The organism is Achromobacter sp. SIMBA_011 (assembly GCF_046535435.1).
Lineage (GTDB): Bacteria > Pseudomonadota > Gammaproteobacteria > Burkholderiales > Burkholderiaceae_B > Achromobacter > Achromobacter dolens.
Genome location: NZ_JAWRWN010000003.1, coordinates 193,952 through 213,880, shown reverse-complemented (window position 1 = coordinate 213,880; position 19,929 = coordinate 193,952). Strand labels below are relative to the sequence as shown.

Below are 19,929 nucleotides of genomic sequence, written 5' to 3'. Positions count from 1 at the left end.
GCCTCCCGGCCCGCACGCGGCTCAGGTCCGCGCGGCCTGGCTGGCGGCTACCGGTTCGTCCTGCGGCACGCCCGCCGCGCGGTCGGCCTCGAAGCCGTAGAACTGCATGTCTTCGTAGCGGATCCAGCGCGACTTCTTCACCAGCCGGTGGCCGATCCAGAACGCCAGGAACAGCGGGATCGCCAGGTAGGTCGAGACCACGCCGATCCAGTCGATGCGCTCGTCCAGGAAGGCCTGGTAGTTCTGGCCCAGCGTGACGAGCAGGCACAGCACGAAGGCCAGCAGCGGTCCGAACGGGAACAGCCCGGCCTTGTAGGGCAGGTTGGCGGTGTCGTAGCCGTGCTTGATATAGCCCTGGCGGAAGCGGTAGTGGCTGACGGCGATGCTGAGCCAGACGATGAACTCGGTCATGCCGGCGAAATTCAGCAGCCAGATGTAGACCGCCTTGGGGCTGTAGACCACGCTGAACATGCACAGGCAGGCCAGCGCGGTGGTGGCCAGCAGCGCGCACAGCGGCACGCCGTTGCCGGTCAGGCGCTTGAACACGGCCGGGGCCTGGCCCTCGACCGCCATGTTGAACAGCATCCGCGTGGCGGCATACATGCCCGAATTGCCGGCCGACAGCACCGAGGTCAGGATCACCGCGTTCATCACGGTGGCCGCCGACAGCAGCCCGGCGTGCTGGAACACCAGCGTGAACGGGCTGACGGCGATGTCCTCGACCTCGTTGCGCAGCAGTTGCGGGTCGGTATAGGGGATCAGCAGGCCGATGATCAGGATCGCCAGCACGTAGAACAGCAGGATGCGCCAGAACACGTGGTTGATGGCGCGCGGCACGTTGCGGCGCGGGTTCTCTGATTCGCCGGCGGCCACGCCCACCAGTTCGGTGCCCTGGAACGAATAGGCCACCACCATGGCCACCCCGACCCAGGTGGCGGCGTTGCCGACGAACGGCGCGTCGCCCACGGTCCAGTTGCGCACGCCGACCGGCGCGTCGCTGTGGATGATGCCCACCAGCATCGCCAGGCCCAGCACGATGAAGCACAGCACGGCCACCACCTTGATGATGGCGAACCAGTACTCGGCCTCGCCAAAGCTGCGCGCCGAGAAGGCGTTCAGGCCGAAGGTCAGCGCCAGGAAGGCGACGCTCCAGATCCAGCCGGGGGTATCGGGGAACCAGTACGCCATCACCAGTTGGGCGGCCACCACGTCCACCGCCACCACCGTGGCCCAGCTCAGCCAGAAGTTCCAGCCCAGCGCGAAGCCGAAGCCGCCGTCCACGTAGCGCGAGGCGTAGGTGCAGAAGGAACCCGAGACGGGCATGAAGGTGGCCAGTTCGCCCAGGCTGGTCATGATGAAATAGACCATCAGGCCGATCAGCAGGTAGACCGTGAGCGCGCCGCCCGGGCCGGCCTGGGCGATGGCCGCGCCCGAGGCGATGAACAGGCCGGTGCCGATGGCGCCGCCCAGGGCGATCATGGTCAGGTGGCGCGCCTTGAGCACGCGATGCAACTGGTTCTTGCCGGCCGGCGGGGTTCCCGAGTCTGTCGTCGGTGTTTTCATGGAATGCACAGGTTGATGCAAAGCCCCGCGCCGACCGCGCACGCCCCTGGGCGCCTTGTGGACACCGGGGGCACGAGCCGGCCCGGGGGGCGCTTTGCCTAGGATTGCGTATGACGGGCATTTTACAATGGGGCCATCCAGTGCCTGTCCGGAGCCGTAGCATGGCCACTTCTTCCCCCGCGTCCCCCCACGAAATCGAATTCCTGCCCGAGCCCGGCACCGAGGTGCGGCAGCTTTTCATCCTGCTGCACGGCGTCGGCGGCGCGCCCGACAACCTGCTGCCGCTGGCCCAGGCCGTGCGCGCCGCGTTCCCCGCGGCGGCGATCCTGATCCCCGAGGGCTTCGAGCCCTTCGATGGCGGCGGCGCCGGCCGGCAATGGTTCTCGGTGCGCGGCGTCACCGAGGAAAACCGCCCCGAACGCGTGGCCCGGGCCCTGCCGCCGCTGGAGGCCTACGTGCAGCGGGCCCAGGCCCGCTTCGGCCTGTTGCAGTCCGACACCGCGCTGGCGGGTTTCTCGCAGGGCGCCATCATGGCGCTGGAGCTGGTGCAGGCGCATGACGGCATGGCCGGCCGCGTGATTGCCTTTTCGGGCCGCTATGCGCAATTGCCCAAGGCCGCGCCGCAGTACACCACGCTGCATCTCTTGCACGGCGCGGCCGACGCCGTCATGCCGGTGGCGCACATCCAGGCGGCGCAGGCGCGGCTGGACGAGCTGCATGGCGACGCCACCATCGACGTGGCCTCGCAGGTCGGCCACGAGCTGCATCCGGCGCTGATCCAGCGCGCCATCGAGCGGCTGCAGACCTGCGTGCCGCTGCGCAGTTGGGAAGCGGCGCTGGGCCTGAACCAGTCGCCGCCCGACGGCACCACGGTGCATTGAAGGCGCGCCGGTGAGCCCCGCCAAATCCTCCGCCGCCGCGCGCGACGCCGATCCGGTCGGCGGCGCGCAGAGCATCTTCCGCGTGCTGCGCATCCTCAAGTACGTGGGCGCCGCGCCCGCGCGCGGGGTCGGCCTGACCGACGTGGCGCGCGACCTGGGCCTGACGCCGCCCACCGCGCACCGCATGCTGTCGGCCCTGCTGCAAGAGGGCTTCCTGGCGCTCAATCCCAAGCTCAAGACCTACAGCCTGGGCCGCGAGTCGTACATCCTGGGCCTGGCGGCGGAAAGCCGCCACGGCATCAAGGCGATCGCCGAATCGGCGGTGCTGCGGCTGGCGCAATCGACCGGCGACACCAGCTTCCTGTCGGTGCGGTCGGGCCACGAGGCGGTCTGCGTCGACCGCAAGACGGGCGATTTTCCCATCAAGATCCTGACGCTTGAGGTCGGCCACCGCCGGCCGCTGGGCGTGGGGGCGGGCAGCCTGGCGCTGCTGGCGTTCCTGCCCAACGACGACATCGAGCGGGTGCTGGCGCGCTACGACGCCTCGGCCGCGCCCGACCTGCCGTCCACTGCGATGCTGCGCGAGGACATCGCCGCGGCCCGCAAGAATGGCTATGCGCTGAACCCGGGGCGCATCATCCCGGACATGCTGGGGGTGGGCGTGCCGGTGTACGACCGCGAGCAGCACGTGGTGGCCGCGCTCAGCGTGGCCGCGATCCGCTCGCGGCTGTCGGGGGCGCGGCTGCAGGAAGTGGTGGCGGCGCTGCGGCGCGCCGCCACGGAACTGGGCGCCGAGCTGGCGCCGCGCCCGGCCTGAAGCGCGGCACAGGCCGGCCCGCGCCGCCGGCTATCGCCCCGCGCAGGACTTGCCGCCGTCCACCGGCAGGCACACGCCGCTGATGTACTTCGCTTCATCGCTGGCCAGGAACAGCGCCGCGTGCGCCACGTCCCAGGCGTCGCCCATGCGGCCCATGGGGCTGGCGGCGTGGCGGCGCCGGCGCATTTCCTCCACGTCCTCGAACTGGCCCGCGATCTGGGTGTAGATCAGCGGCGTGTCCATCACGCCCGGCAGCACCGCGTTGACGCGGATGTTGTCGGGCGCGTAGCGCACCGCCAGGGCGCGGGTCAGATGGTTCAAGCCGGCCTTGGCGGCGTAGTACGAGGTGTACGGGTAGGTGTTGACCTGGATCGAGGCCAGCGACGAGATGTTGACGATGCTGCCGCCGCCCTGGGCCAGCATCACCGGCAGCACGTGCTTGCAGGTCAGGAACACGCCGGTCAGGTTGGTGTCCATGACGCGGTGCCAGCTCTCCTCGCTGGCTTCGATCGGGTCGCCCATCTCGGTGATGCCGACGTTGTTGTGCAGCACGTCGATGCGGCCAGCCTCGGCCAGCATGGCCCGCACCGCCGCCAGGATCTGCGCGCTGTCGGTCACGTCGGCCGCCAGCGCGGTGCAGCGGCCGCCTTCCTCGGCGATGATGCGGCGGGTTTCCTCGGCGGAATCGGCGCGCAGGTCGACCGCGAACACGTGGGCGCCTTCGCGGGCGTAGAGCGCGGCGGCGGCGCGGCCGTTGCTCCAGCCCGGGCCGGAAGAACCCGCGCCGAACACCAGCGCGGTCTTGCCTTGCATGCGCTGGCCCATGTCAGTCCACCGAGATGTGCGCGAACTCGGCCACCTTCTTCCACTTGGCCACGTCTTCCTTGATCATCGCGGCGAAGGCCTCCGGCTTGTCCGCCACCACGTAGGCGCCCACGCCGGCGTACTTGGCCTGCACCTCGGGGTCGGCCAGCGCGCGGCGCGAGGCCTCGCCCAGCTTGGCCAGGATCGGCGCGGGCAGCCCGGCCGGGGCCAGCAGGCCGTTCCACATTTCGGCGTCATACGTCGGCAGGCCGACCTCGGCGAAGGTGGGCACGTCGGGCAGTTGCGGCAGGCGCTTGCGCGCGGCCACCACGATGGCGCGCAGGCTGCCGGACTGGATGTGCGCCATCGACGAGGCCGCCGTGTCCCACAGGATCGGCACCTGGCCGGCGATGACGTCGTTGAGCGCCGGGCCGGTGCCGCGATACGGCACGTGCATCATGTCCAGCCCCGACAGCGATTTGTAGTATTCCATCGCCATGTGGGTGGCGCCGCCGTTGCCCGACGAGGCATACGAGTACTTGCCCGGCGCGCCCTTGATCAGCGCCACGAACGAGGCGTAGTCCTTGGCCGGGAAGTCCTTGTTGACCACGATCACGCCCGGCACGCGGATGATCTGCGTGACCGGGGTGAAGTCCTTGACCGCGTCGTACGGCAGGTTCTTGTAGACCGCCGAGTTGGTGCCGTTGGTGCTGGAGGTGCCCAGCAGCAGCGTGTAGCCGTCGGCCGGCGCGCTGGCCACCGCGCGCGAGCCGACCGTGCCGCCGGCGCCGCCGCGGTTTTCCACCACCACGGGCTGGCCGATCTGCTTGCCCAGCGCCTCGGCGAAGATGCGGCCGACCACGTCCGAGGTGCCGCCGGGCGGGAAGGGCACGATCAGGCGGATCGGACGGTCGGGATAGTTGCTCTGGGCGCCGGCGGACGGCGCCAGCACGGTGGCCAGGGCGGCGGCCGCCACGGTCAGCCAGGTACGGATCTTCATGGGTTGTCTCCTCGCTTGGGATGTCTGTGTTGTTATTCAGGCTCAGGCGATGCGGTCGCCCGGCTTGATCTTGGCGGCGCGGCTGTCCACGCCGGGCAGCATGTGCGCGGGGTCGCGCGTCACCACCACGTCCAGCACGGTGGGGCGGTCCTTGCAGGCGTAGGCGGCGGCCAGCGCGGCGGGAATCTCGGCCGGGTCCTCCACCCGGATGCCGTTGCAGCCCAGCGCCCGCGCCACGTTGGCGTAGTTGGTCTCGGCCAGGTCGGACGACTGGTAGCTGCCGCTGCCGTACATCAGGTGCTGCAAGGCCTTGATATAGCCCGAGGCGGCATTGTTGACCACCACCAGGGTGAAGGCCAGGCCCATGCGCACGGCGGTTTCCAGCTCGCCCAGCGACATGTTGCAGCCGCCGTCGCCGGTCAGGCTCACCACCTGCCGTCCGGGCGCGGCGGCGGCCGCGCCGATGGCGCCGGGGATGCCGTAGCCGATCGACGCGAAGCCCCGGTCCGGCACGAAGCCGCGCCCGGCGCGCTTGGTGTCGAACAGCAGGCCGCCCCAGTGCGCGGCGAAGCCGCCGTCGGCCACCAGCACGCCGTCTTCGGGCAGGCTGGCGTTGATCTCGTGCATCAGGCGCGCCATGCCGATGGGCCGGTCGGCCGAGGTCAGCTTGGCGCGCACCGATTCGCGCCAGGTGTGCATCGCCTGGCCGACTTCGGCGGCGTAGCCTTCCCGGCGGGCGCCGCCGTTGTCGGGCTGGGCGGCCAGGGCCTGGTCCAGCTCGGCCAGCGTGGCGCGGGCGTCGCCCCACAGCCGCAGCGCCGGCGTGGTGGTGCGGTCGAATTCCTCGGCCACGATGTCCAGGTGGATGATGGGCGCGCCGGTGGCCAGCAGGTCATAGCGGCGCGTGGCCACTTCGCCCAGCTTGCAGCCGACTACGAACAGGCAGTCGGACTTGGCGATCAGGTCGTTGGCGATGCGGCTGTAGCGGCCGAACAGGCCCGCGTTCAGCGGATCGTCGCAGGCGATGGCGCCCTTGCCGCTCATGGTGTGGGCGACCGGAATGTTGTAGCGCCGCGCGAAATCCTGCACCGCCTCGGCGGCCTCGCTGATGTGCACGCCGCCGCCGCACAGCATCAGCGGGCGGTCGGCGCCGGCCAGCATGGCGGCGGCCTGCGCCAGGGCGTCGGCATCCGGGCGGCAGCGCAGCGCGGGCGCGCGGCGGTAGGTCTCGCTGGCGTGGAAGGCGGCGGCGTCGAAGGCGTGGACTTCATGCGCGATGTCCTCGGGCACGTCCAGCACCACCGGGCCGGGCCGGCCGCTGGTGGCGACCGCGAAGGCGCGCCGCACCAGTTCGGGAATGCGCTCGATCTTCTCGACCCGCAGCACGTCCTTGACCACCGGGCGCAGCACTTCCAGTTGGCGCGCCTCCTGCGTCATGTTCTTCCACGAATGCATGCGGTGCGAGTCGCCCACCAGCGCCACCATGGCGGTGCCGGCGTTGTAGGCCTCGGCCAGACCGGTGACCAGGTTGGTGGCGCCGGGGCCGAGCGTGGCGTCGCACACGGCGGGACGGCCGCTGACCTTGGTGTAGGCGTCGGCGGCGAACACCGCGCAGCGTTCGTCGTTGATCAGGTTGTGGTTCAGCTTCAGGCGCCGCACGGCGTCGTAGAACGGCAGTAGCTGGAAGCCGCCCATGCCGAACATCAGGCCGACGTCATGCGCGGCGAACATGCGGGCGATGGCTTCGCCGCCGGTGATTTCAAGGGTTTCCGACATGCGGGGAATGCTCCAGGTGGGTTGCGCGCCCGGCCAGCAGGGCGTCAATAAAGGATTTCAGGGGGGCGCCGATGCGGCAGCCGAGTTCGCGGGCGCGGGCGTTGGCGCACGAGACCACGCCGTCCTCGTAGCAGGAGCGCGCGTCGCCGATGCGGGCGCTGTGGGCCGACACGGTCAGCGCGGCGATGCCGCGCTGCTGCAACAGGGGCAGGCGGCCGATGCCGGCGCTGTCCTTGCCGATGCCGGCGTCGTTGAAGGTCACCAGCCAGGGGCGGGGGCGCACGCCGTCGGTGGCCAGGCCCGCCAGCCGTTCGCCGTGCGAGGCGGTGACGGCGATCAGGCCGTCGTCGGCCGGCTCCAGCAGCGAGACCGAGTCGGCGCCGATCACGCGCGGCGTGCCGTCGGCAGCCGTGGCCAGGACGGCGCGGGCCTCGTGGCGCGGCGCCGGCCAGGTCGGCGCCATGTCGGCATCGGCCAGCCGCCGCGCGGCCTGCGCCACGGCCATGCCGGGCCGGCAGCCGAGGGCATGGGCCAGGCCGTTGACGTGGCTGATGATGCCGTGGCGCGCCATGTCGGCGCCGTCGCCGATACGGCAGCTACGGTAGTCGGCGGTGGCGGCGGCCACGCCCCACTGCTGCAGTTCGTCCAGCCCGGCGATGCCGGCCTGTTGCCAGCCGACACCGGCGTCGTTCAGCACCACCGCGCGAACCCGGCCGCGGGCGGCGCAATAGGCGGCGTAGCTGCCGCCATGGGAGCCGGCGATCACCACGCGCCCGGCGTCTTCGGCGCGCAGCTTGGTGATGCTGTCCATGACGCGGGCGGGTTCGGTGTTGTTTTGTTCTTCCATATTATGGATATTTGTTTTGATTCCTGGTGGCGCCACGGGAGGCCGCCAGGAAATCGATCTGTCTCTGCTTGAATTGGAATAATGATGTGAGACCGATTCTAAGAGGCCATAGGCGGCGCCAACAATCCTGTCTCCATATTGTGGAAGCTATTTGAAAATGAGGGGCGCCATCCATCGGGGAGGCAGGCGCGCCGACGCGGGGCAAAGGCGCGTGGTACGGCCGCGCATCGCGGGCGCGCGCGATCCATGCGAAGGAGGGAGGGGGAAGGGCGCGAAGCCCTGGAGAAGCGGGCGCGTCGGCCCGTTCGGGGAGGTCGGCGCCACGCGCCGGAGGGAAACAACAGGCGGGCGGCGACCTGGCCGCCCGGGTATCGCCTGCCGCGCCTACTTTTCCCAGCCGCCGCCCAGCGCCAGGAACACGGCGATCTGGTCGTTGCTGAGTTCGGCCTGGCCGGCGGCCAGCGCGCTTTCATTGCTGGCCAGCGTGCGTTCGGCGTCGAGCACCGTCAGGTAGTCGGTCTTGCCGTACTGGAACAACTGGCGTGCCTGCGACGCGGCCTGCGCCGCCTGGTCGCGCGCCGCTTGCAGCGCCGCCTGGCGGTCGAGCTGGCGCGCGTACACCACCAGCGCGCTCTCGGTTTCGCGCAGCGCATTCAGCACCGAGGCGTCAAAGCGCGCCACGGCGGCCTTGGTGTTGGCCTCGGCCTCGGCGATGCGCGCCTGCACCGCGCCGGTGTTGGGCAGGGTCCAGGAGATCAGCGGACCGACGCTCCAACTGAAGGTGCCGCGATCGCCGAACATGGCGGCCGGGCCGCCCGAGGCGCCGGACAGGCCCAGCGTGATCTTCGGGTACAGGTCGGCGGTGGCCACGCCGATGCGCGCGGTGGCGGCGGCCAGCGCGCGTTCGGCCTGGCGGATGTCGGGACGGCGGCGCAGCAGCGCGGCGCCATCGCCCACCGGGATCGTCTGGCTCAATTGCGGCGCGGCGGCGCATTGCAGCAGCGTGGTCGGAATCTCGGCCGGGGTCTGCCCGGTCAGCGCCGCCAGCCGGTACAGCGCGGTGCGTTGCTGCGCCTGGAACGGCGGCAGGCTGGCGCGCAATTGTTCCAACTGGCTGCGCGCGCGGGTTACGTCCAGCGCGGTGCCGCGGCCGGCGCGTTGCAGGCGGCTGACGGCGTCCAGCGATTCCTGCTGCACTTTCACCGAATGCTCGGCCGAGGCCAGTTGCATGCCGGCCGAACACAGGTTGGCGTAGGCGCGGGCGGTTTCGGCCGCCACCGTGACGCGGGTGGCGTCGTAGGCGGCCTGCGCCGCCTGCGCGTCGGCGCCGGCCGCTTCCACGGCGCGCCGGATCTGGCCGAACAGGTCCACCTGGTACGACATGCTGGCGCCGGCCGAGTACGACCAGCGGTTGGGCGGATCGATGCCGGGCGCCAGTTCCTGGATGCCGGAGACGTGGCCGAAGGTGGGCGAGGCGTTCACGCCCAGGCTGGGCTGCTGCTGCGCCTCGGTCTCGCGCACGGCGGCCTGGGCGCGTTCGAGGTTGGCGCTGGCCACGCGCAGGTCGGTGTTGGCCGCGAGGGCTTTCTCCACCAGGCCGTCCAGCACCGGATCGTTGTACAGCCGCCACCAGTGGCCGGGCACCTGGTCGCGCTGGAACACGCCCTCCCGCGCCTCGGCGAATGGCGCCTGCGCGCCTGGCCGGGCGGCGGCCGCGTCGGCGGGCACCTGGTAGTCAGGGCCCACGGCGGCGCAGCCGGCCAGCGCGGCGGACAGCATCAGCGGCAGGAGGAATCTGGTGTTCATGGCGGTTACGGCTTGGCGTTGTCTAAGTGGTTGACGAGTGGGTGAAAGCGCGCGCTCAAGAGGATTGGCGCGTGTCGGTCCGCGTCTGCGCGGGCGCGGCGGCGGCGCCGACCGCCACGGTGGCGGTCTGGCCGGCCACCAGGCGCACGCCGGCGGGGACTTCGTCGATCTTCACGCGCACCGGGATGCGTTGCGCCAGGCGCACCCAGTTGAAGGTCGGGTTGACGTTGGGCAGCAGGTTGGCGTCGGTGCTGCGGTCGCGGTCGGCAATGCCCAGCGCGATGCTCTCGACGTGGCCGCGGATCTGGCGGTTGTCGCCCATCAGCGTGACGGTGACGGGGTCGCCTTCGTGGATGCCGGGCAGCTTGGTTTCCTCGAAATAGCCTTCGACGTAGAACGAGCTGGCGTCGACCAGCGCCATCACGCCGCGCCCGGCGCTGGCGTACGAGCCGGCGCGCAGGTCGAGGTTGGTGACGCGGCCGTCGGTCACGGCCAGCACGCGGCTGCGTTCCAGGTTCAGGCGGGCGGTGTTCAGTTGCACCTCGGCCTGGGCCAGCGCGGCCTCGGTCTGCTGCAGCTTGGTCTGGCTCTGTTCCAGCGCCTCGGCGGCCACCAACTGGCCCAGAGAGCGGTTGCGCTTGGCGTCGCGCAGCGCCTGTTCGCGCGCCACCTGTTGCGAGCGCACGGACGCTTCGGCCTGGTCGTAGGCCAGTTGGAAGCGCGCGCGGTCGATCTCGAACAGCACGTCGCCGGCCTTGACGTCCTGGTTGTCGTGCACCGGCACGGCGGTCACCAGGCCGGACACGTCCGGCGCCACCTGCACCACGTAGGCCTTGACGCGGCCATCGCGGGTCCAGGGCTCGACTTCATAGTGCACCCACAGTTGCCAGCCGGCGTAGACGGCGGCCGCGACCACGGCGGCGGTCACTGCGAATTTGCCGATGGCGGCGGGGCGCAGGGCATTGGGGAGTTTCATACCTATCTCTGCAGAAAATAAGGGGAAATCAGGGAGACGCCATACAGCAGCACGATGAACAGCGCCAGGTCGAACAGCGCCGGGTGCCACACCAGGCGATACAGCCCGGCGCGCGCCAGCACGCGGCGCACGGCCCAGGCCACGCCCAGGGTGACCACGCCCAGCACCAGCAGCCAGGGGAAGTAGATACCGTAGAGATTGAATTCGCCGATCATGGTGTTTCCAGCGTGGGATGGGCGGGTTGGTAATCGGCCGCGTCGGGGAAGAAGGCGCGGCGCAGGCCGACCAGGGCCACCACGGCGCGGTCGCGCGCGGCGACGGTGCCGGGCGTGGCGCTGACGCTGGCAAGGGCCCGGTCGATCTGCGCCAGCATTTCCGGCGCCTTGTCGCCGCCGCGCCAGGCCGAGCGTTGGCGGAAGAAGCGCGCCAGGCTGTCGAGCACCGGCGCGATGGTGGCGTCGGCCATGGGCAGGTGGCGGCGGGCGCGTTGCAGTTCTGTGATGTCGCGGCCCACGCGCAGGTCCTTGAGCGCGTCGGCGGCGACCAGATCGTCGGGGCGCTTGGCCATGGCCAGGCGCGGCTGCAGCAGGCCGATGCGGTCGAGCATGCGGGCGGCATAAGTGTGGCGGGCCGGGGCGCGCGGCGAGCTGGCCAGCGTGGCCAGTTCGTTCCAGTTGGCGGCCTGGATGCGGCGCGCACTCCAGTCGGCGCTGACGGTGCGGAAGATGGCGGCGATGATGGCGGCGGTGGCCACGCCCATGCACTGCGCCACCTGCGTGTCGATGAACGACACCAGGTCGGCGGTGTGGGTGTCCTGCAGCGCCATGGTGCCCAGGAAGCCGAACAGCACCGCCATGGCCTTGCCGGTGGAGGCCGGCCGCGCGATGAAGATGCCCAGTACGAAGGCGGTGGGCAGCATCGCCAGCGCCAGCATCTCGAACGAATGGATGGCCGGCATGATGCCCAGCAGGTACAGCGCCGATAGCGGGATCGAATACACCGTGTAGGTCAGGAACTGCATGATGCCCGGCACCGGGTTGTCCTGCGAGGCGAAGAAGCAACTGAAGATGGCGGCCATCAGGGCGGCGGTGGCGCCGTTGCTCCAGGCCGTGCCGATCCAGAACAGGCAGACGACCGAGATGGCGACGCCGGCGGCGGCCGCCGACAGCAGCGCCATGCCGCGGTCGCGGTGCAGCGTGCGGCTGGGCGCGGTGCGGGCGGGGGCGCGCGTGCCGCGCAGCGGCGCCCCGGCCAGGCCGGCGCGGATCTCGCGGCGCAGCGCCAGGCATTCGTCGTAGGTGTCGATCAGCTCGCGCAGCCGCGTCATCAGGCTGGCCAGCAGCGCGTCGCGCCAGCCGGAATGGCTGTCGATGGCGGGCGTCAGGCGCGAGACGGCGGCGCGCAACTGCACGGCGGTTTCGTGGGTGGCCTTGGCGCCGGCGTTGATCCATTCGGAGATGTCGGCCAGCACTTGCGAGACCGGCTCCGGCAGCGTCTGGCCGTTGGCCTGCAGGGCGCGCATGCGGTCTTCGACCGCGGACACGGCGGGCGTGAGCGCGGCGATCTGGTCCTGCATGGCGCGCACCGCGCCGGCGGTCCAGCGCAGGTTGCCGGTGTCGAACGGCACGTGGGTCGACAGCAGGCGCAACTGGGTGATGTCGTTGGCCAGCTCGCGGCGGTCGCGGTCTTTCTGTTCGGCGGTCATGCCGCTCAGGGTGTCGTGGATCCAGAGCTTGGCGTCGCGCACCGCCTTGTCCAACTGCAAGGTCAGGGCGGGCGCCAGGCCGCGCGGCAGCACGATGCTGTGGACCAGCGTGGCGCAGACGATGCCCAGGCTGATTTCCTCGACCCGCGCCAGCGCGGTGTCGAACACCTGCGACGGGTCGGTGACGCTGGGAAAGCCGATCATGGCGGCGGTGTAGCCGGCCAGCATGAAGAGATACGAGCGTGGCGTGCGGTCCAGCACCGACAGGTACAGGCAGAAGCCGACCCAGGCCACCATGGCGGCGGTCATGACGACGGGCGAATTGGACAGGCGCGGCACCATGTAGACGGTCATGGCCGAGCCGCAGAAGGTGCCGACCAGGCGGTACAGCGCCTTCGAGCGCACCGCGCCGGACCAGGGCTGGGCCACGATGTAGGCGGTGGTCATGGCCCAGAACGGGCGCGGCAGGCCGATGCTGTACGAAAGATAGAGCGCCATGATGGCGCTCAGGTAGCTCTTGAGGGAGAAGATCGTCTCGCGGACGTTGGGCAGTTTCATGGCCGCGGGTCCTCCTGGGCCCCGGCGGCGCTGCGGCCCAGCGCGGCCTTGAGTGCGTCGAACACGCGCAGGCAGGCTTGCAGGTCGGCTTCGCTGACGCCGTCGAACAGGCGCCGGCGCAGTTCCACCAGCACGTCCTCGACCTGCTTGCGCAGGGCGTGGCCGGCGTCGGTCAGGTGCAGGGTCTTGGCGCGGCGGTCATGCGGGTCTTCGCGCCGTTCCATCAGGCCGGCGGCGACCAGTTGGTCGAGCACGCGCACCAGCGACGGACCCTCGACCCCCAGCGCCTCGGCCAGCGCGCCCTGGCGCACGCCGTCGCCCAGCCGGCCGGCCAGGATCACGGGCCAGGCGGTGGCTTGCGACAGGCCGTAGTCGGCCAGGGCCTTGTCGGCGGCGCCGCGGTAGGCGCGCGACAGCACCATCAGGTTGGCAGTGGTGGCCATGAGTTGGGAGTCGGTGGGGGTGTCCATGGAAATCGATTGTATCCTATCTATTAGCTTACTATTAATTGAAAATGGCGAAGATCTCCATTGATTTTTTCAATCGGGAAAATCAGGGGTGGGTTTTCCGTGGGTGGAAAGGCGGGGCGGCAAGGCCATGCTGTCGCATCGCCTTGCGGGGCGGCCACGCTGGCCGCCCTGGACGATCAACCGTTGCAGTCGGCCCAGCAGTTGGGCGTTTCGTACAGGCGCACGCGGGTCAGGCGCAGGTCGGCGCCGTAGTGGCCGTGATAGTGCGGCGCGAGGATCTCGAAGATGACGGCGGCCAGGTTCTCGGCGGTGGGGATGCGGTCCAGCACCACGGTCTTGTGGTCGGGCATCGAGTCGAGGAAGCCGCGCACGGCGGTGTCGCCTTCGTACACCAGGAAGGCGTGGTCCCAGACGTCGACGATATGCGTCTTGGCGATGCGCTTGATGTCGGCGAAGTCCATCAGCATGCCGTTGTCGGATTCGCCGGGGGCCTGGACGATGTCGCCGGTCAGCGTGATTTCGAGCACGTAGCGATGGCCGTGCAGGTTGCGGCACTGGCTGCGGTGGTCGGGAATGCGGTGGCCGGCGTCGAATTCAAGCCTGCGGGTCACGGAAATCATGGAATGCCTATGTATTTATGGGTCTGCAGGCTCAGGCGCCATTGCGGGTGCTGCATGCAGTACTGGACGGCCTGTTCGGTGTTGGCCAGGCGGGCGGGGCCGTCCATGGGTTGCAGGAAGAAGTGGTCGAAGTCCAGGTGCTCGAAGCGCGGGGGCAGGGCGTTGGCCTGGGGGTAGACCAGCTTGAGTTCGTTGCCGCGTTCGATGACGACGGGGGCGGTGCCTTTGGGGCTGACGCAGATCCAGTCGATGCCGGGGGGCGGCTGGACGGTGCCGTTGGTTTCGATGGCGACGGTGAAGCCGCGGGCGTGGACGACGGCCAGCAGGGCTTCGTCCAGTTGCAGCAGGGGCTCGCCGCCGGTGAAGACGATGTAGCGGTTGGCGGTGTCGGGGCCCCAGGCGGCTTCGATGGCGTCGGCGAGCAGCTCGGGGGTGGCGAATTTGCCGCCGCCGTCGCCGTCGGTGCCGATGAAGTCGGTGTCGCAGAAGGTGCAGGCGGCGCTGGCGCGGTCGCTTTCGCGGCCGCTCCAGAGATTACAGCCCGCGAACCGGCAGAAGACCGCCGCGCGGCCTGCGTGGGCGCCTTCGCCTTGCAGGGTTTTGAAGATTTCTTTGGCGGTGTAGGTCATGGGGGAGTGGCGCTGGGTGGCGCGCCAGGGAGGGGCAAAAGGGCGTTATTTTAGTCGGTCTTGGTTGCGGGGGGCTGGGATGTCCTTGATGTCGTGGGCTTTTTCTCGTTTGTTGGGGGGGTGCGTGACGTTGGCGGGGGCTTCGTAGGTCGCCCTGGGCGCGGGCGGGTCGGGAGGCGGGCGCCCACGATTGCGGTCCGGAGCGTTCGCTCCGGACTGCCCCGTTGTCATCTTCGTCACAGCCTACGGCTGTTCCTTCAGATTCCCTCGGGCGCATCGAGGTTGCCCGCCTCCCGACCCGCCCGCGCCCAGGGCTGCGAGCGTCTTGGGTCGTGGTGCTGCAAGGCCTCAGGGTTCTGGAAAGTCTTGCTGGGCCCGCCTGGAGTGGCCGCCCGGGCGGCCGCTCCAGGCATACGCGGTGTGGGATGTTGGGCGGGGTTCGCTGGCGCGCAGGCGTGGCGGATGCGCGAGGGGGGGATCCGGGTGGGACGGTGTTTGGGGGCTGTTGCCGGATGTGCTTGCGCCACAAGCGGGGTGGCGTCAGGGATTTTCACGCCATGGGGTGGGGGGAGCGGAGGGTTTATCGCCTGGCGAAGGCTTATATACTCTCGCGCTATGTTTCATGTTCAAGATTCTCTCTATATCGACGAGCGCGAGATTGAGTTCTCGATGATCCGGGCGCAGGGCGCGGGCGGGCAGAACGTCAACAAGGTGTCGAGCGCGGTGCATCTGCGGTTCGATGTGCGGGCGTCGTCGTTGCCGGCGGATATCAAGGATGCGTTGTGCGCGATGAGCGACCATCGCATTTCGAAGGAGGGGGTGATCGTCATCAAGTCGCAGTCGTTCCGCAGCCAGGACAAGAACCGGGCGGAGGCGATCGAGCGGCTGGTGAATATGGTGCGGGCGGCGGCGAAGGTGGAGAAGCCGCGGCGGGCGACGAAGCCGACGCGGGCGTCGCAGCGGCGGCGGGTGCAGCGCAAGGTGCTGCATGGCGAGGTGAAGCGGTTGCGGGGGCGGGTGCAGGGGGAGTGATGGTCCCTCGGATTCCGAAGAAGGCCCCTCGGTCGGCAGGGGTATAACGATATATCGGGATGTCTCGATATAAGATTCGATAAATTGCGATATTCCAATATGACGACCACTGCTGCCCCCGCCGCCGAGGCCACCACGGAGATCGATGTCGACGCCATTCTCAAGGCGTTGGCCAATCCCGTGCGCCGCGAGATTTTGGGGTGGTTGAAGACGCCGCAGGCGCACTTCGAGGAGCGTCCGGGGCATACCTTCGAACACGGGGTATGCGCGGGCCATATCGATGGGCGCTGCGGGCTGTCGCAGTCCACCGTGTCTTCGCACCTTGCGGTGCTGCAGCGCGCGGGGCTGATTTCGGCCACCAAGGTGGGGCAGTGGGTGTTCTTCCGTCGCAATGAACCCGTGATTGCCGCGTTCCTGCGGCAATTGAATCAAGACATGTAGCCTGCCGCCGCTACCCACGCCCGCTCGCCGGGCACGAGGATTGTTATGAGCCTGCTGTTCGAACCCTTGCAAGTGGGGGAACTGACCCTGCCCAACCGCATCATCATGGCCCCGTTGACGCGCCAGCGCGCCAGCGAGGGCCGGGTGCCGAACGACCTGATGGTCGAGTACTACGTCCAGCGCGCGTCCGCCGGCCTGATCCTGACCGAGGCCACCTCGGTGACGCCGCAGGGCGTGGGATATGCCGATACGCCGGGGCTGTGGTCGCAGGAGCAGGTCAAGGGCTGGCGCAAGGTGACGTCGGCGGTGCACGAGGCCGGCGGCCGTATCTTCGCGCAACTGTGGCACGTGGGCCGCATTTCGGATCCGGTGTTCCTCAATGGCGAACTGCCGGTGGCCCCGAGCGCGATCGCGGCCGGCGGCCATGTCAGCCATGTGCGTCCCAAGCGCGGTTATGTGGTGCCGCGCGCGCTCGAGACCGATGAGATCCCGGGCATCGTCGAGGCCTATCGCCGCGGCGCGCAACTGGCGCAGGAAGCCGGTTTCGACGGCGTCGAAGTCCACGGCGCCAATGGCTATCTGCTGGACCAGTTCCTGCAGGACAGCACCAACCATCGCACCGACGGCTATGGCGGTTCGCTCGAAGCACGCGCGCGCCTGATGCTGGAAGTGGTGGACGCGTGCGTCAGCGTGTGGGGCGGCGGCCGCGTCGGCCTGCACCTGTCGCCGCGTGGCGATGCCCACTCGATGGGGGATTCGGATCCGGCCACGACCTTCAACTACGTGGCGCGGGCGGCGCGCCGCCGTGGCCTGGCGTTCCTGTGCGCGCGCGAACATGAGGGCGCCGACAGCCTGGGGCCGCAGCTCAAGGAATCGTTCGGCGGCGTGTACATCGCCAACGAAGGCTTCACGCGCGAATCGGCCGAGGCGGCGATTGCCGCGGGCCGCGCCGACGCGGTGGCGTTCGGCGTGCAATTCATCGCCAATCCCGACCTGGTGCGCCGCTTTGCGCTGAACGCGCCGTTGAACGCGCCGGATTCGTCGACCTTCTACGCCTCGGGCGCGACGGGCTACACCGACTATCCGGCCCTGGCGACGGCCTGAAGCGCCGCGCCGTTGCCGGCCACGACGGGTCGGCAACGGCATGGGCGTTTCAATGCAGCGCGGCGCGCATCGGGTAGGTGAACAGACCGTAGTGCGCCGCGTTCAGGCCCAGGTGGGCCAGCACCGCGGCCGCCAGGCCGCCGTGGCGGTAGGCCATGCCATACCCAACGCCGGCGAGGCCGGCCAGCAGCATCCATTGCCAGCCGCCGGCATAATGCGCCAGCCCGAACAGCAGCGCGGCGACCAGCAGCGCGGCCGTGGCGCCCCAGGGGCGGCCGCGCCAGGCGCGCGTCAGCCGTTCCTGCACGTAGCCGCGGAACAGGGCTTCCTCGGCCAGCGTCACCAGCAGCGCATTGTTGATGAGCCATAGCCAGCCCGAGTCGGGCCACTTCGGCGCCCATCCCACCACCCCCAGCGCCAGGGCCAGCCCCAGGCAGGCCACGATCGCGCCGGCGCACGCGGCCGGCGCCGCCGTGAGCGTGGCGCGCGCGCTGGCGCCGGCCATGGCGGGCGCGGCGACCAGCACCACCCAGAACGCCACCAGCGGCTTGTCCAGGTTCAGGTACATGGCGAAGGGCACGGCATCGGGCGTCAGCGCGGCGCGCGGGATGACCAGCGGGTTGTGGTAGCCGGGCAGCCAGTGCAGGAACAGCAGCACCGCCAGGATCAGGAACAGCGCATGGCCAGTGGCGCGAGCGGGCGCCGCCATGGTCGGCCGCGCCAACACAGCGGCCAGCGCCAGCAACGCGGGCCAGGCCAGCGCCACGGGCTCGATGCCGCCCTGCGTCCAGGCCCAGGCATAGGCGAGCGCCAGTGGCAGCAGGGCCCAGCGGCGGGTGGCGGGTAGCCACAGCAGGGCGGCGGCCAGGAACATCAGGGAGCCGGGAGAGGCGAGAGGCATGGTTCTTCCTGCGAGACAACGGGCGGCGCGTCACCGGCATCGCGTGCGCGGGAGGCGCTCAAAGCCGCAAGTGTAAGCGCCGCATCGTGAGGCCGCCGTTTGCGGGCGGCCGATAGGCGTTTGCCGTTCGCGCCGGCGGCTTTTCATTTCCGCGCTTTCGGGCGACCATGCGGCAGCGGCGCGTCCCGCCCGGTGGCGGGAAGAGGCTCGTTCCGCGCAAGGAGCAGCAATGAAATTGATCGCATGGTTGATGTTGGCGGCGGCGATCCTGCCGTTCGTCTGCACGATCGTCGCCAAGGCGGGCGGCAGGAAGTTCGACAACAATGATCCGCGCGCCTGGCTGGCGCGGCAGGAAGGCTGGCGCGCGCGCGCCAACGCGGCGCAGGCCAACACGTTCGAAGCGCTGCCGTTCTTCTACGCGGCGGTGCTGTTCGCGCTGTACAACCAGGCGGCGCCCGCGCACGTGGCCACGTTGATGGCCTGCTGGCTGGGCGTGCGCCTGGGCTACCTGGCGATGTACCTGGCGGGCTGGGGCGCGCTGCGCTCGCTGGTCTGGACGATCAGCGTGGGCTTTGTCATCGCCATCCTGTTTGCGGGCGTCTAGCGCGCCCGCGCGGTCCCGGCCTGGCAGCGGGCGCCCCGCGCGCCTGGCCAGGCGGCATGGCCATCAGGGATCACTTCCATTCGAACACGGCGCGCGCCGTGCCGCTGTTCTGCACGCTGACTTCGCGTTCCTGCGCCTTGCCGTTGAAGGTGGCCGAGACCTTGTAGCTGCCGGCGGGCAGCTTGACCAGCATGTAGGGGCCCTGGGACTCGGCCTGCAGCACCTGCTTGCCGTGGCCGTCCTTGATGACGACGGCGACGTTGGCCACATAGTCGGCCTTGCCGTCGCGCTGCGCGGCGAAGGTCAGCGAGAGCGGGTAGTCCTTGGCGGCGGCCTTCATGGCTTCGGATTCGTCCAGGCCGATGCCGCCGCTGACGTATTCCACGCTGCCCTGGTGCTGCACCGCGGGCAGCGCCGCCTGCGCGGCGGTCAGGAAGCCGGCCAGGGCCATGGTGCCCACCGCCATCGCGGCGGCCAGGGTGCAACGTTCGATGCGCTTGTTCATGCAATTCTCCTTGAAGGGATGATCACGCAGGAAATTCGACCGGCATATGCGCGCCGAGTTCGCCGGCGCTGCCCGTTTTACCGGGGCGTGGACGATCCAAGCGTATCGCTCGCGCCGGGGGCGCGCCAGGCGAATGCCAGCACGCTCTCTCCGTTGGCGGCGCCGTCGGGCGCAAAGCGCTTTTCGACCAGTTGGCCGGTGCCGTCGTCGCGCAGCGCCAGCACGGTGGAACTGCGGGTGCCATAGTTCGGACTGACGATGAAGGGGCTGCTCAATAGTTTTTCGCGATCCGGCGGCAGGCCCGTGGCGGGCAGGTCGGCGTCGTCGGCCGGGTTGCGGTCGGCCAGCGCCTCGAACAACGCCGGCAGGTCGGGCTGGGGAGCGTGCGCCAGCACCCGCTCGAAGGCGGCCTTGGTGCGCGCCAGCTTGGGCCAGGGCGTATCCAGCAGGTGGTTCGACAGGGCATAGACGCCAGCCGCCAGCGGCCGCGGCGCGCCGTCGCGGTTGCTGGCGTACCAGGCGCCCTGCGCGTCACCGACGATCAGGTTAAAGCCGTTGTAGGCCTGGCCGGCGGCATGGGCGGCGGCGATGTAGTCGGCGGCCGGCGCGCGGCCGCGCAGGAAGTTCTCGACCAGGGCGCCGCGCGAGGGGGCGTCGGCGACCACGCGGCCGGGCTCGCGGAAATTGGTGACCAGCGCATAGCGCCCGCCAGCGGTGGCGCCCATCCAGGTGCCGCCGGCCAGCGCGTCGCGGCCGCCGTACACGTGGGCGGCGTCGGCCCACTGCGCCGCCGGCAGCGTCGGCCGGGCGTGGAATTCATCGCGATTGGCGGCGATCAGGACGGGAATGCCCGGCACGGTATGCAGGGCGAGGACGGCAAGGCACATGTT

At 70.0% G+C, this 19,929-nt stretch carries 21 protein-coding genes; 6 read left to right on the top strand and 15 right to left on the bottom strand.

The window, feature by feature from the left end; translation table 11 throughout:
- Positions 1 to 21: 21 nt before the first annotated feature.
- The gene (locus tag SB816_RS14065) at positions 22 to 1,563 is read right to left on the bottom strand and encodes an amino acid permease (protein WP_410547172.1); all 1,542 of its coding nucleotides are present in this window, start codon (positions 1,561 to 1,563) and stop codon (positions 22 to 24) included.
- A gap of 161 nt (positions 1,564 to 1,724) precedes the next feature.
- Between SB816_RS14065 and ypfH the strand changes: the two genes are divergently transcribed.
- The gene (gene ypfH, locus SB816_RS14060) at positions 1,725 to 2,444 is read left to right on the top strand and encodes an esterase (RefSeq protein WP_054502746.1); all 720 of its coding nucleotides are present in this window, start codon (positions 1,725 to 1,727) and stop codon (positions 2,442 to 2,444) included.
- Positions 2,445 to 2,454: 10 nt separating this feature from the next.
- Positions 2,455 to 3,261 (top strand): IclR family transcriptional regulator, encoded by an 807-nt coding sequence (locus SB816_RS14055; protein WP_175142432.1) that lies wholly within the window; start codon positions 2,455 to 2,457, stop codon positions 3,259 to 3,261.
- Positions 3,262 to 3,291: 30 nt separating this feature from the next.
- Here the strand turns inward: SB816_RS14055 and SB816_RS14050 are convergent, their stop codons facing one another.
- The 11 genes from SB816_RS14050 to queE form a co-directional block, all read right to left on the bottom strand.
- A complete protein-coding gene (locus SB816_RS14050; protein ID WP_410547171.1) occupies positions 3,292 to 4,086 on the bottom strand; it encodes an SDR family NAD(P)-dependent oxidoreductase in 795 nt (264 codons plus the stop codon).
- A gap of 1 nt (position 4,087) precedes the next feature.
- A complete protein-coding gene (locus SB816_RS14045; RefSeq protein ID WP_047990922.1) occupies positions 4,088 to 5,065 on the bottom strand; it encodes a Bug family tripartite tricarboxylate transporter substrate binding protein in 978 nt (325 codons plus the stop codon).
- Positions 5,066 to 5,107: 42 nt separating this feature from the next.
- Positions 5,108 to 6,841: a thiamine pyrophosphate-binding protein gene (locus SB816_RS14040; protein WP_410547170.1), complete on the bottom strand. Its 1,734-nt coding sequence runs from the start codon at positions 6,839 to 6,841 to the stop codon at positions 5,108 to 5,110.
- Positions 6,825 to 7,688 (bottom strand): hypothetical protein, encoded by an 864-nt coding sequence (locus SB816_RS14035; protein ID WP_054502742.1) that lies wholly within the window; start codon positions 7,686 to 7,688, stop codon positions 6,825 to 6,827. Before SB816_RS14035 ends, SB816_RS14040 begins: the two co-directional genes overlap by 17 nt.
- Before the next feature lie 384 nt (positions 7,689 to 8,072).
- Entirely contained in the window at positions 8,073 to 9,494 is a 1,422-nt protein-coding gene (locus SB816_RS14030; RefSeq protein WP_054502741.1) for an efflux transporter outer membrane subunit, read from the bottom strand.
- 55 nt (positions 9,495 to 9,549) lie between these two features.
- Positions 9,550 to 10,470 (bottom strand): efflux RND transporter periplasmic adaptor subunit, encoded by a 921-nt coding sequence (locus SB816_RS14025; protein ID WP_410547169.1) that lies wholly within the window; start codon positions 10,468 to 10,470, stop codon positions 9,550 to 9,552.
- 2 nt (positions 10,471 to 10,472) lie between these two features.
- Positions 10,473 to 10,685, bottom strand: a complete 213-nt coding sequence (locus SB816_RS14020) for a DUF1656 domain-containing protein (protein WP_020927916.1) — start codon at positions 10,683 to 10,685, stop codon at positions 10,473 to 10,475.
- Positions 10,682 to 12,733, bottom strand: a complete 2,052-nt coding sequence (locus SB816_RS14015; protein ID WP_410547168.1) for an FUSC family protein — start codon at positions 12,731 to 12,733, stop codon at positions 10,682 to 10,684. Before SB816_RS14015 ends, SB816_RS14020 begins: the two co-directional genes overlap by 4 nt.
- A complete protein-coding gene (locus SB816_RS14010; RefSeq protein ID WP_006387237.1) occupies positions 12,730 to 13,203 on the bottom strand; it encodes a MarR family winged helix-turn-helix transcriptional regulator in 474 nt (157 codons plus the stop codon). The genes SB816_RS14015 and SB816_RS14010 overlap by 4 nt, the downstream gene beginning before the upstream one ends.
- A gap of 176 nt (positions 13,204 to 13,379) precedes the next feature.
- Positions 13,380 to 13,823 (bottom strand): 6-carboxytetrahydropterin synthase QueD, encoded by a 444-nt coding sequence (gene queD, locus SB816_RS14005; RefSeq protein WP_054502738.1) that lies wholly within the window; start codon positions 13,821 to 13,823, stop codon positions 13,380 to 13,382.
- Positions 13,820 to 14,452, bottom strand: a complete 633-nt coding sequence (gene queE / locus SB816_RS14000; protein WP_049073396.1) for a 7-carboxy-7-deazaguanine synthase — start codon at positions 14,450 to 14,452, stop codon at positions 13,820 to 13,822. The genes queD and queE overlap by 4 nt, the downstream gene beginning before the upstream one ends.
- A gap of 615 nt (positions 14,453 to 15,067) precedes the next feature.
- Here queE and arfB point away from each other — a divergent pair.
- From arfB to SB816_RS13985, 3 genes are all read left to right on the top strand, one after another.
- Positions 15,068 to 15,484 (top strand): alternative ribosome rescue aminoacyl-tRNA hydrolase ArfB, encoded by a 417-nt coding sequence (arfB, locus tag SB816_RS13995; protein WP_049073397.1) that lies wholly within the window; start codon positions 15,068 to 15,070, stop codon positions 15,482 to 15,484.
- Between the two features lie 99 nt (positions 15,485 to 15,583).
- Positions 15,584 to 15,925 carry an ArsR/SmtB family transcription factor gene (locus tag SB816_RS13990; protein WP_054502736.1) on the top strand — a complete coding sequence of 114 codons (342 nt, stop codon included), beginning with the start codon at positions 15,584 to 15,586 and terminating at the stop codon, positions 15,923 to 15,925.
- A gap of 45 nt (positions 15,926 to 15,970) precedes the next feature.
- Positions 15,971 to 17,029, top strand: a complete 1,059-nt coding sequence (locus tag SB816_RS13985; RefSeq protein WP_054502735.1) for an alkene reductase — start codon at positions 15,971 to 15,973, stop codon at positions 17,027 to 17,029.
- A gap of 49 nt (positions 17,030 to 17,078) precedes the next feature.
- On the opposite strand, the gene SB816_RS13980 is transcribed toward SB816_RS13985, so the two are convergent.
- Positions 17,079 to 17,930, bottom strand: coding sequence for a CPBP family intramembrane glutamic endopeptidase (locus SB816_RS13980; protein ID WP_410547167.1), 852 nt, complete (start codon positions 17,928 to 17,930; stop codon positions 17,079 to 17,081).
- A gap of 229 nt (positions 17,931 to 18,159) precedes the next feature.
- Between SB816_RS13980 and SB816_RS13975 the strand changes: the two genes are divergently transcribed.
- Entirely contained in the window at positions 18,160 to 18,534 is a 375-nt protein-coding gene (locus SB816_RS13975) for an MAPEG family protein (RefSeq protein ID WP_054502733.1), read from the top strand.
- Between the two features lie 70 nt (positions 18,535 to 18,604).
- On the opposite strand, the gene SB816_RS13970 is transcribed toward SB816_RS13975, so the two are convergent.
- Positions 18,605 to 19,039, bottom strand: a complete 435-nt coding sequence (locus SB816_RS13970; protein ID WP_064523924.1) for a carboxypeptidase-like regulatory domain-containing protein — start codon at positions 19,037 to 19,039, stop codon at positions 18,605 to 18,607.
- A 77-nt stretch (positions 19,040 to 19,116) separates the two neighbouring features.
- Entirely contained in the window at positions 19,117 to 19,926 is an 810-nt protein-coding gene (locus tag SB816_RS13965) for an NRDE family protein (protein WP_410547166.1), read from the bottom strand.
- Between the last annotated feature and the right edge of the window lie 3 nt (positions 19,927 to 19,929).

Coding starts and splice junctions, on each gene's coding strand:
- SB816_RS13980 (WP_410547167.1), bottom strand. CDS start 17,930: ATGCCTCTCGCCTCTCCCGGCTCCCTGATGTTCCTGGCCGCCGCCCTG.
- SB816_RS14040 (WP_410547170.1), bottom strand. CDS start 6,841: ATGTCGGAAACCCTTGAAATCACCGGCGGCGAAGCCATCGCCCGCATG.
- SB816_RS14030 (WP_054502741.1), bottom strand. CDS start 9,494: ATGAACACCAGATTCCTCCTGCCGCTGATGCTGTCCGCCGCGCTGGCC.
- SB816_RS13990 (WP_054502736.1), top strand. CDS start 15,584: ATGACGACCACTGCTGCCCCCGCCGCCGAGGCCACCACGGAGATCGAT.
- ypfH (WP_054502746.1), top strand. CDS start 1,725: ATGGCCACTTCTTCCCCCGCGTCCCCCCACGAAATCGAATTCCTGCCC.
- SB816_RS14065 (WP_410547172.1), bottom strand. CDS start 1,563: ATGAAAACACCGACGACAGACTCGGGAACCCCGCCGGCCGGCAAGAAC.
- arfB (WP_049073397.1), top strand. CDS start 15,068: ATGTTTCATGTTCAAGATTCTCTCTATATCGACGAGCGCGAGATTGAG.
- SB816_RS14035 (WP_054502742.1), bottom strand. CDS start 7,688: ATGGAAGAACAAAACAACACCGAACCCGCCCGCGTCATGGACAGCATC.
- queD (WP_054502738.1), bottom strand. CDS start 13,823: ATGATTTCCGTGACCCGCAGGCTTGAATTCGACGCCGGCCACCGCATT.
- SB816_RS14010 (WP_006387237.1), bottom strand. CDS start 13,203: ATGGACACCCCCACCGACTCCCAACTCATGGCCACCACTGCCAACCTG.
- SB816_RS14015 (WP_410547168.1), bottom strand. CDS start 12,733: ATGAAACTGCCCAACGTCCGCGAGACGATCTTCTCCCTCAAGAGCTAC.
- SB816_RS14025 (WP_410547169.1), bottom strand. CDS start 10,470: ATGAAACTCCCCAATGCCCTGCGCCCCGCCGCCATCGGCAAATTCGCA.
- queE (WP_049073396.1), bottom strand. CDS start 14,452: ATGACCTACACCGCCAAAGAAATCTTCAAAACCCTGCAAGGCGAAGGC.
- SB816_RS13975 (WP_054502733.1), top strand. CDS start 18,160: ATGAAATTGATCGCATGGTTGATGTTGGCGGCGGCGATCCTGCCGTTC.
- SB816_RS13985 (WP_054502735.1), top strand. CDS start 15,971: ATGAGCCTGCTGTTCGAACCCTTGCAAGTGGGGGAACTGACCCTGCCC.
- SB816_RS14020 (WP_020927916.1), bottom strand. CDS start 10,685: ATGATCGGCGAATTCAATCTCTACGGTATCTACTTCCCCTGGCTGCTG.
- SB816_RS14050 (WP_410547171.1), bottom strand. CDS start 4,086: ATGGGCCAGCGCATGCAAGGCAAGACCGCGCTGGTGTTCGGCGCGGGT.
- SB816_RS14045 (WP_047990922.1), bottom strand. CDS start 5,065: ATGAAGATCCGTACCTGGCTGACCGTGGCGGCCGCCGCCCTGGCCACC.
- SB816_RS13965 (WP_410547166.1), bottom strand. CDS start 19,926: ATGTGCCTTGCCGTCCTCGCCCTGCATACCGTGCCGGGCATTCCCGTC.
- SB816_RS13970 (WP_064523924.1), bottom strand. CDS start 19,039: ATGAACAAGCGCATCGAACGTTGCACCCTGGCCGCCGCGATGGCGGTG.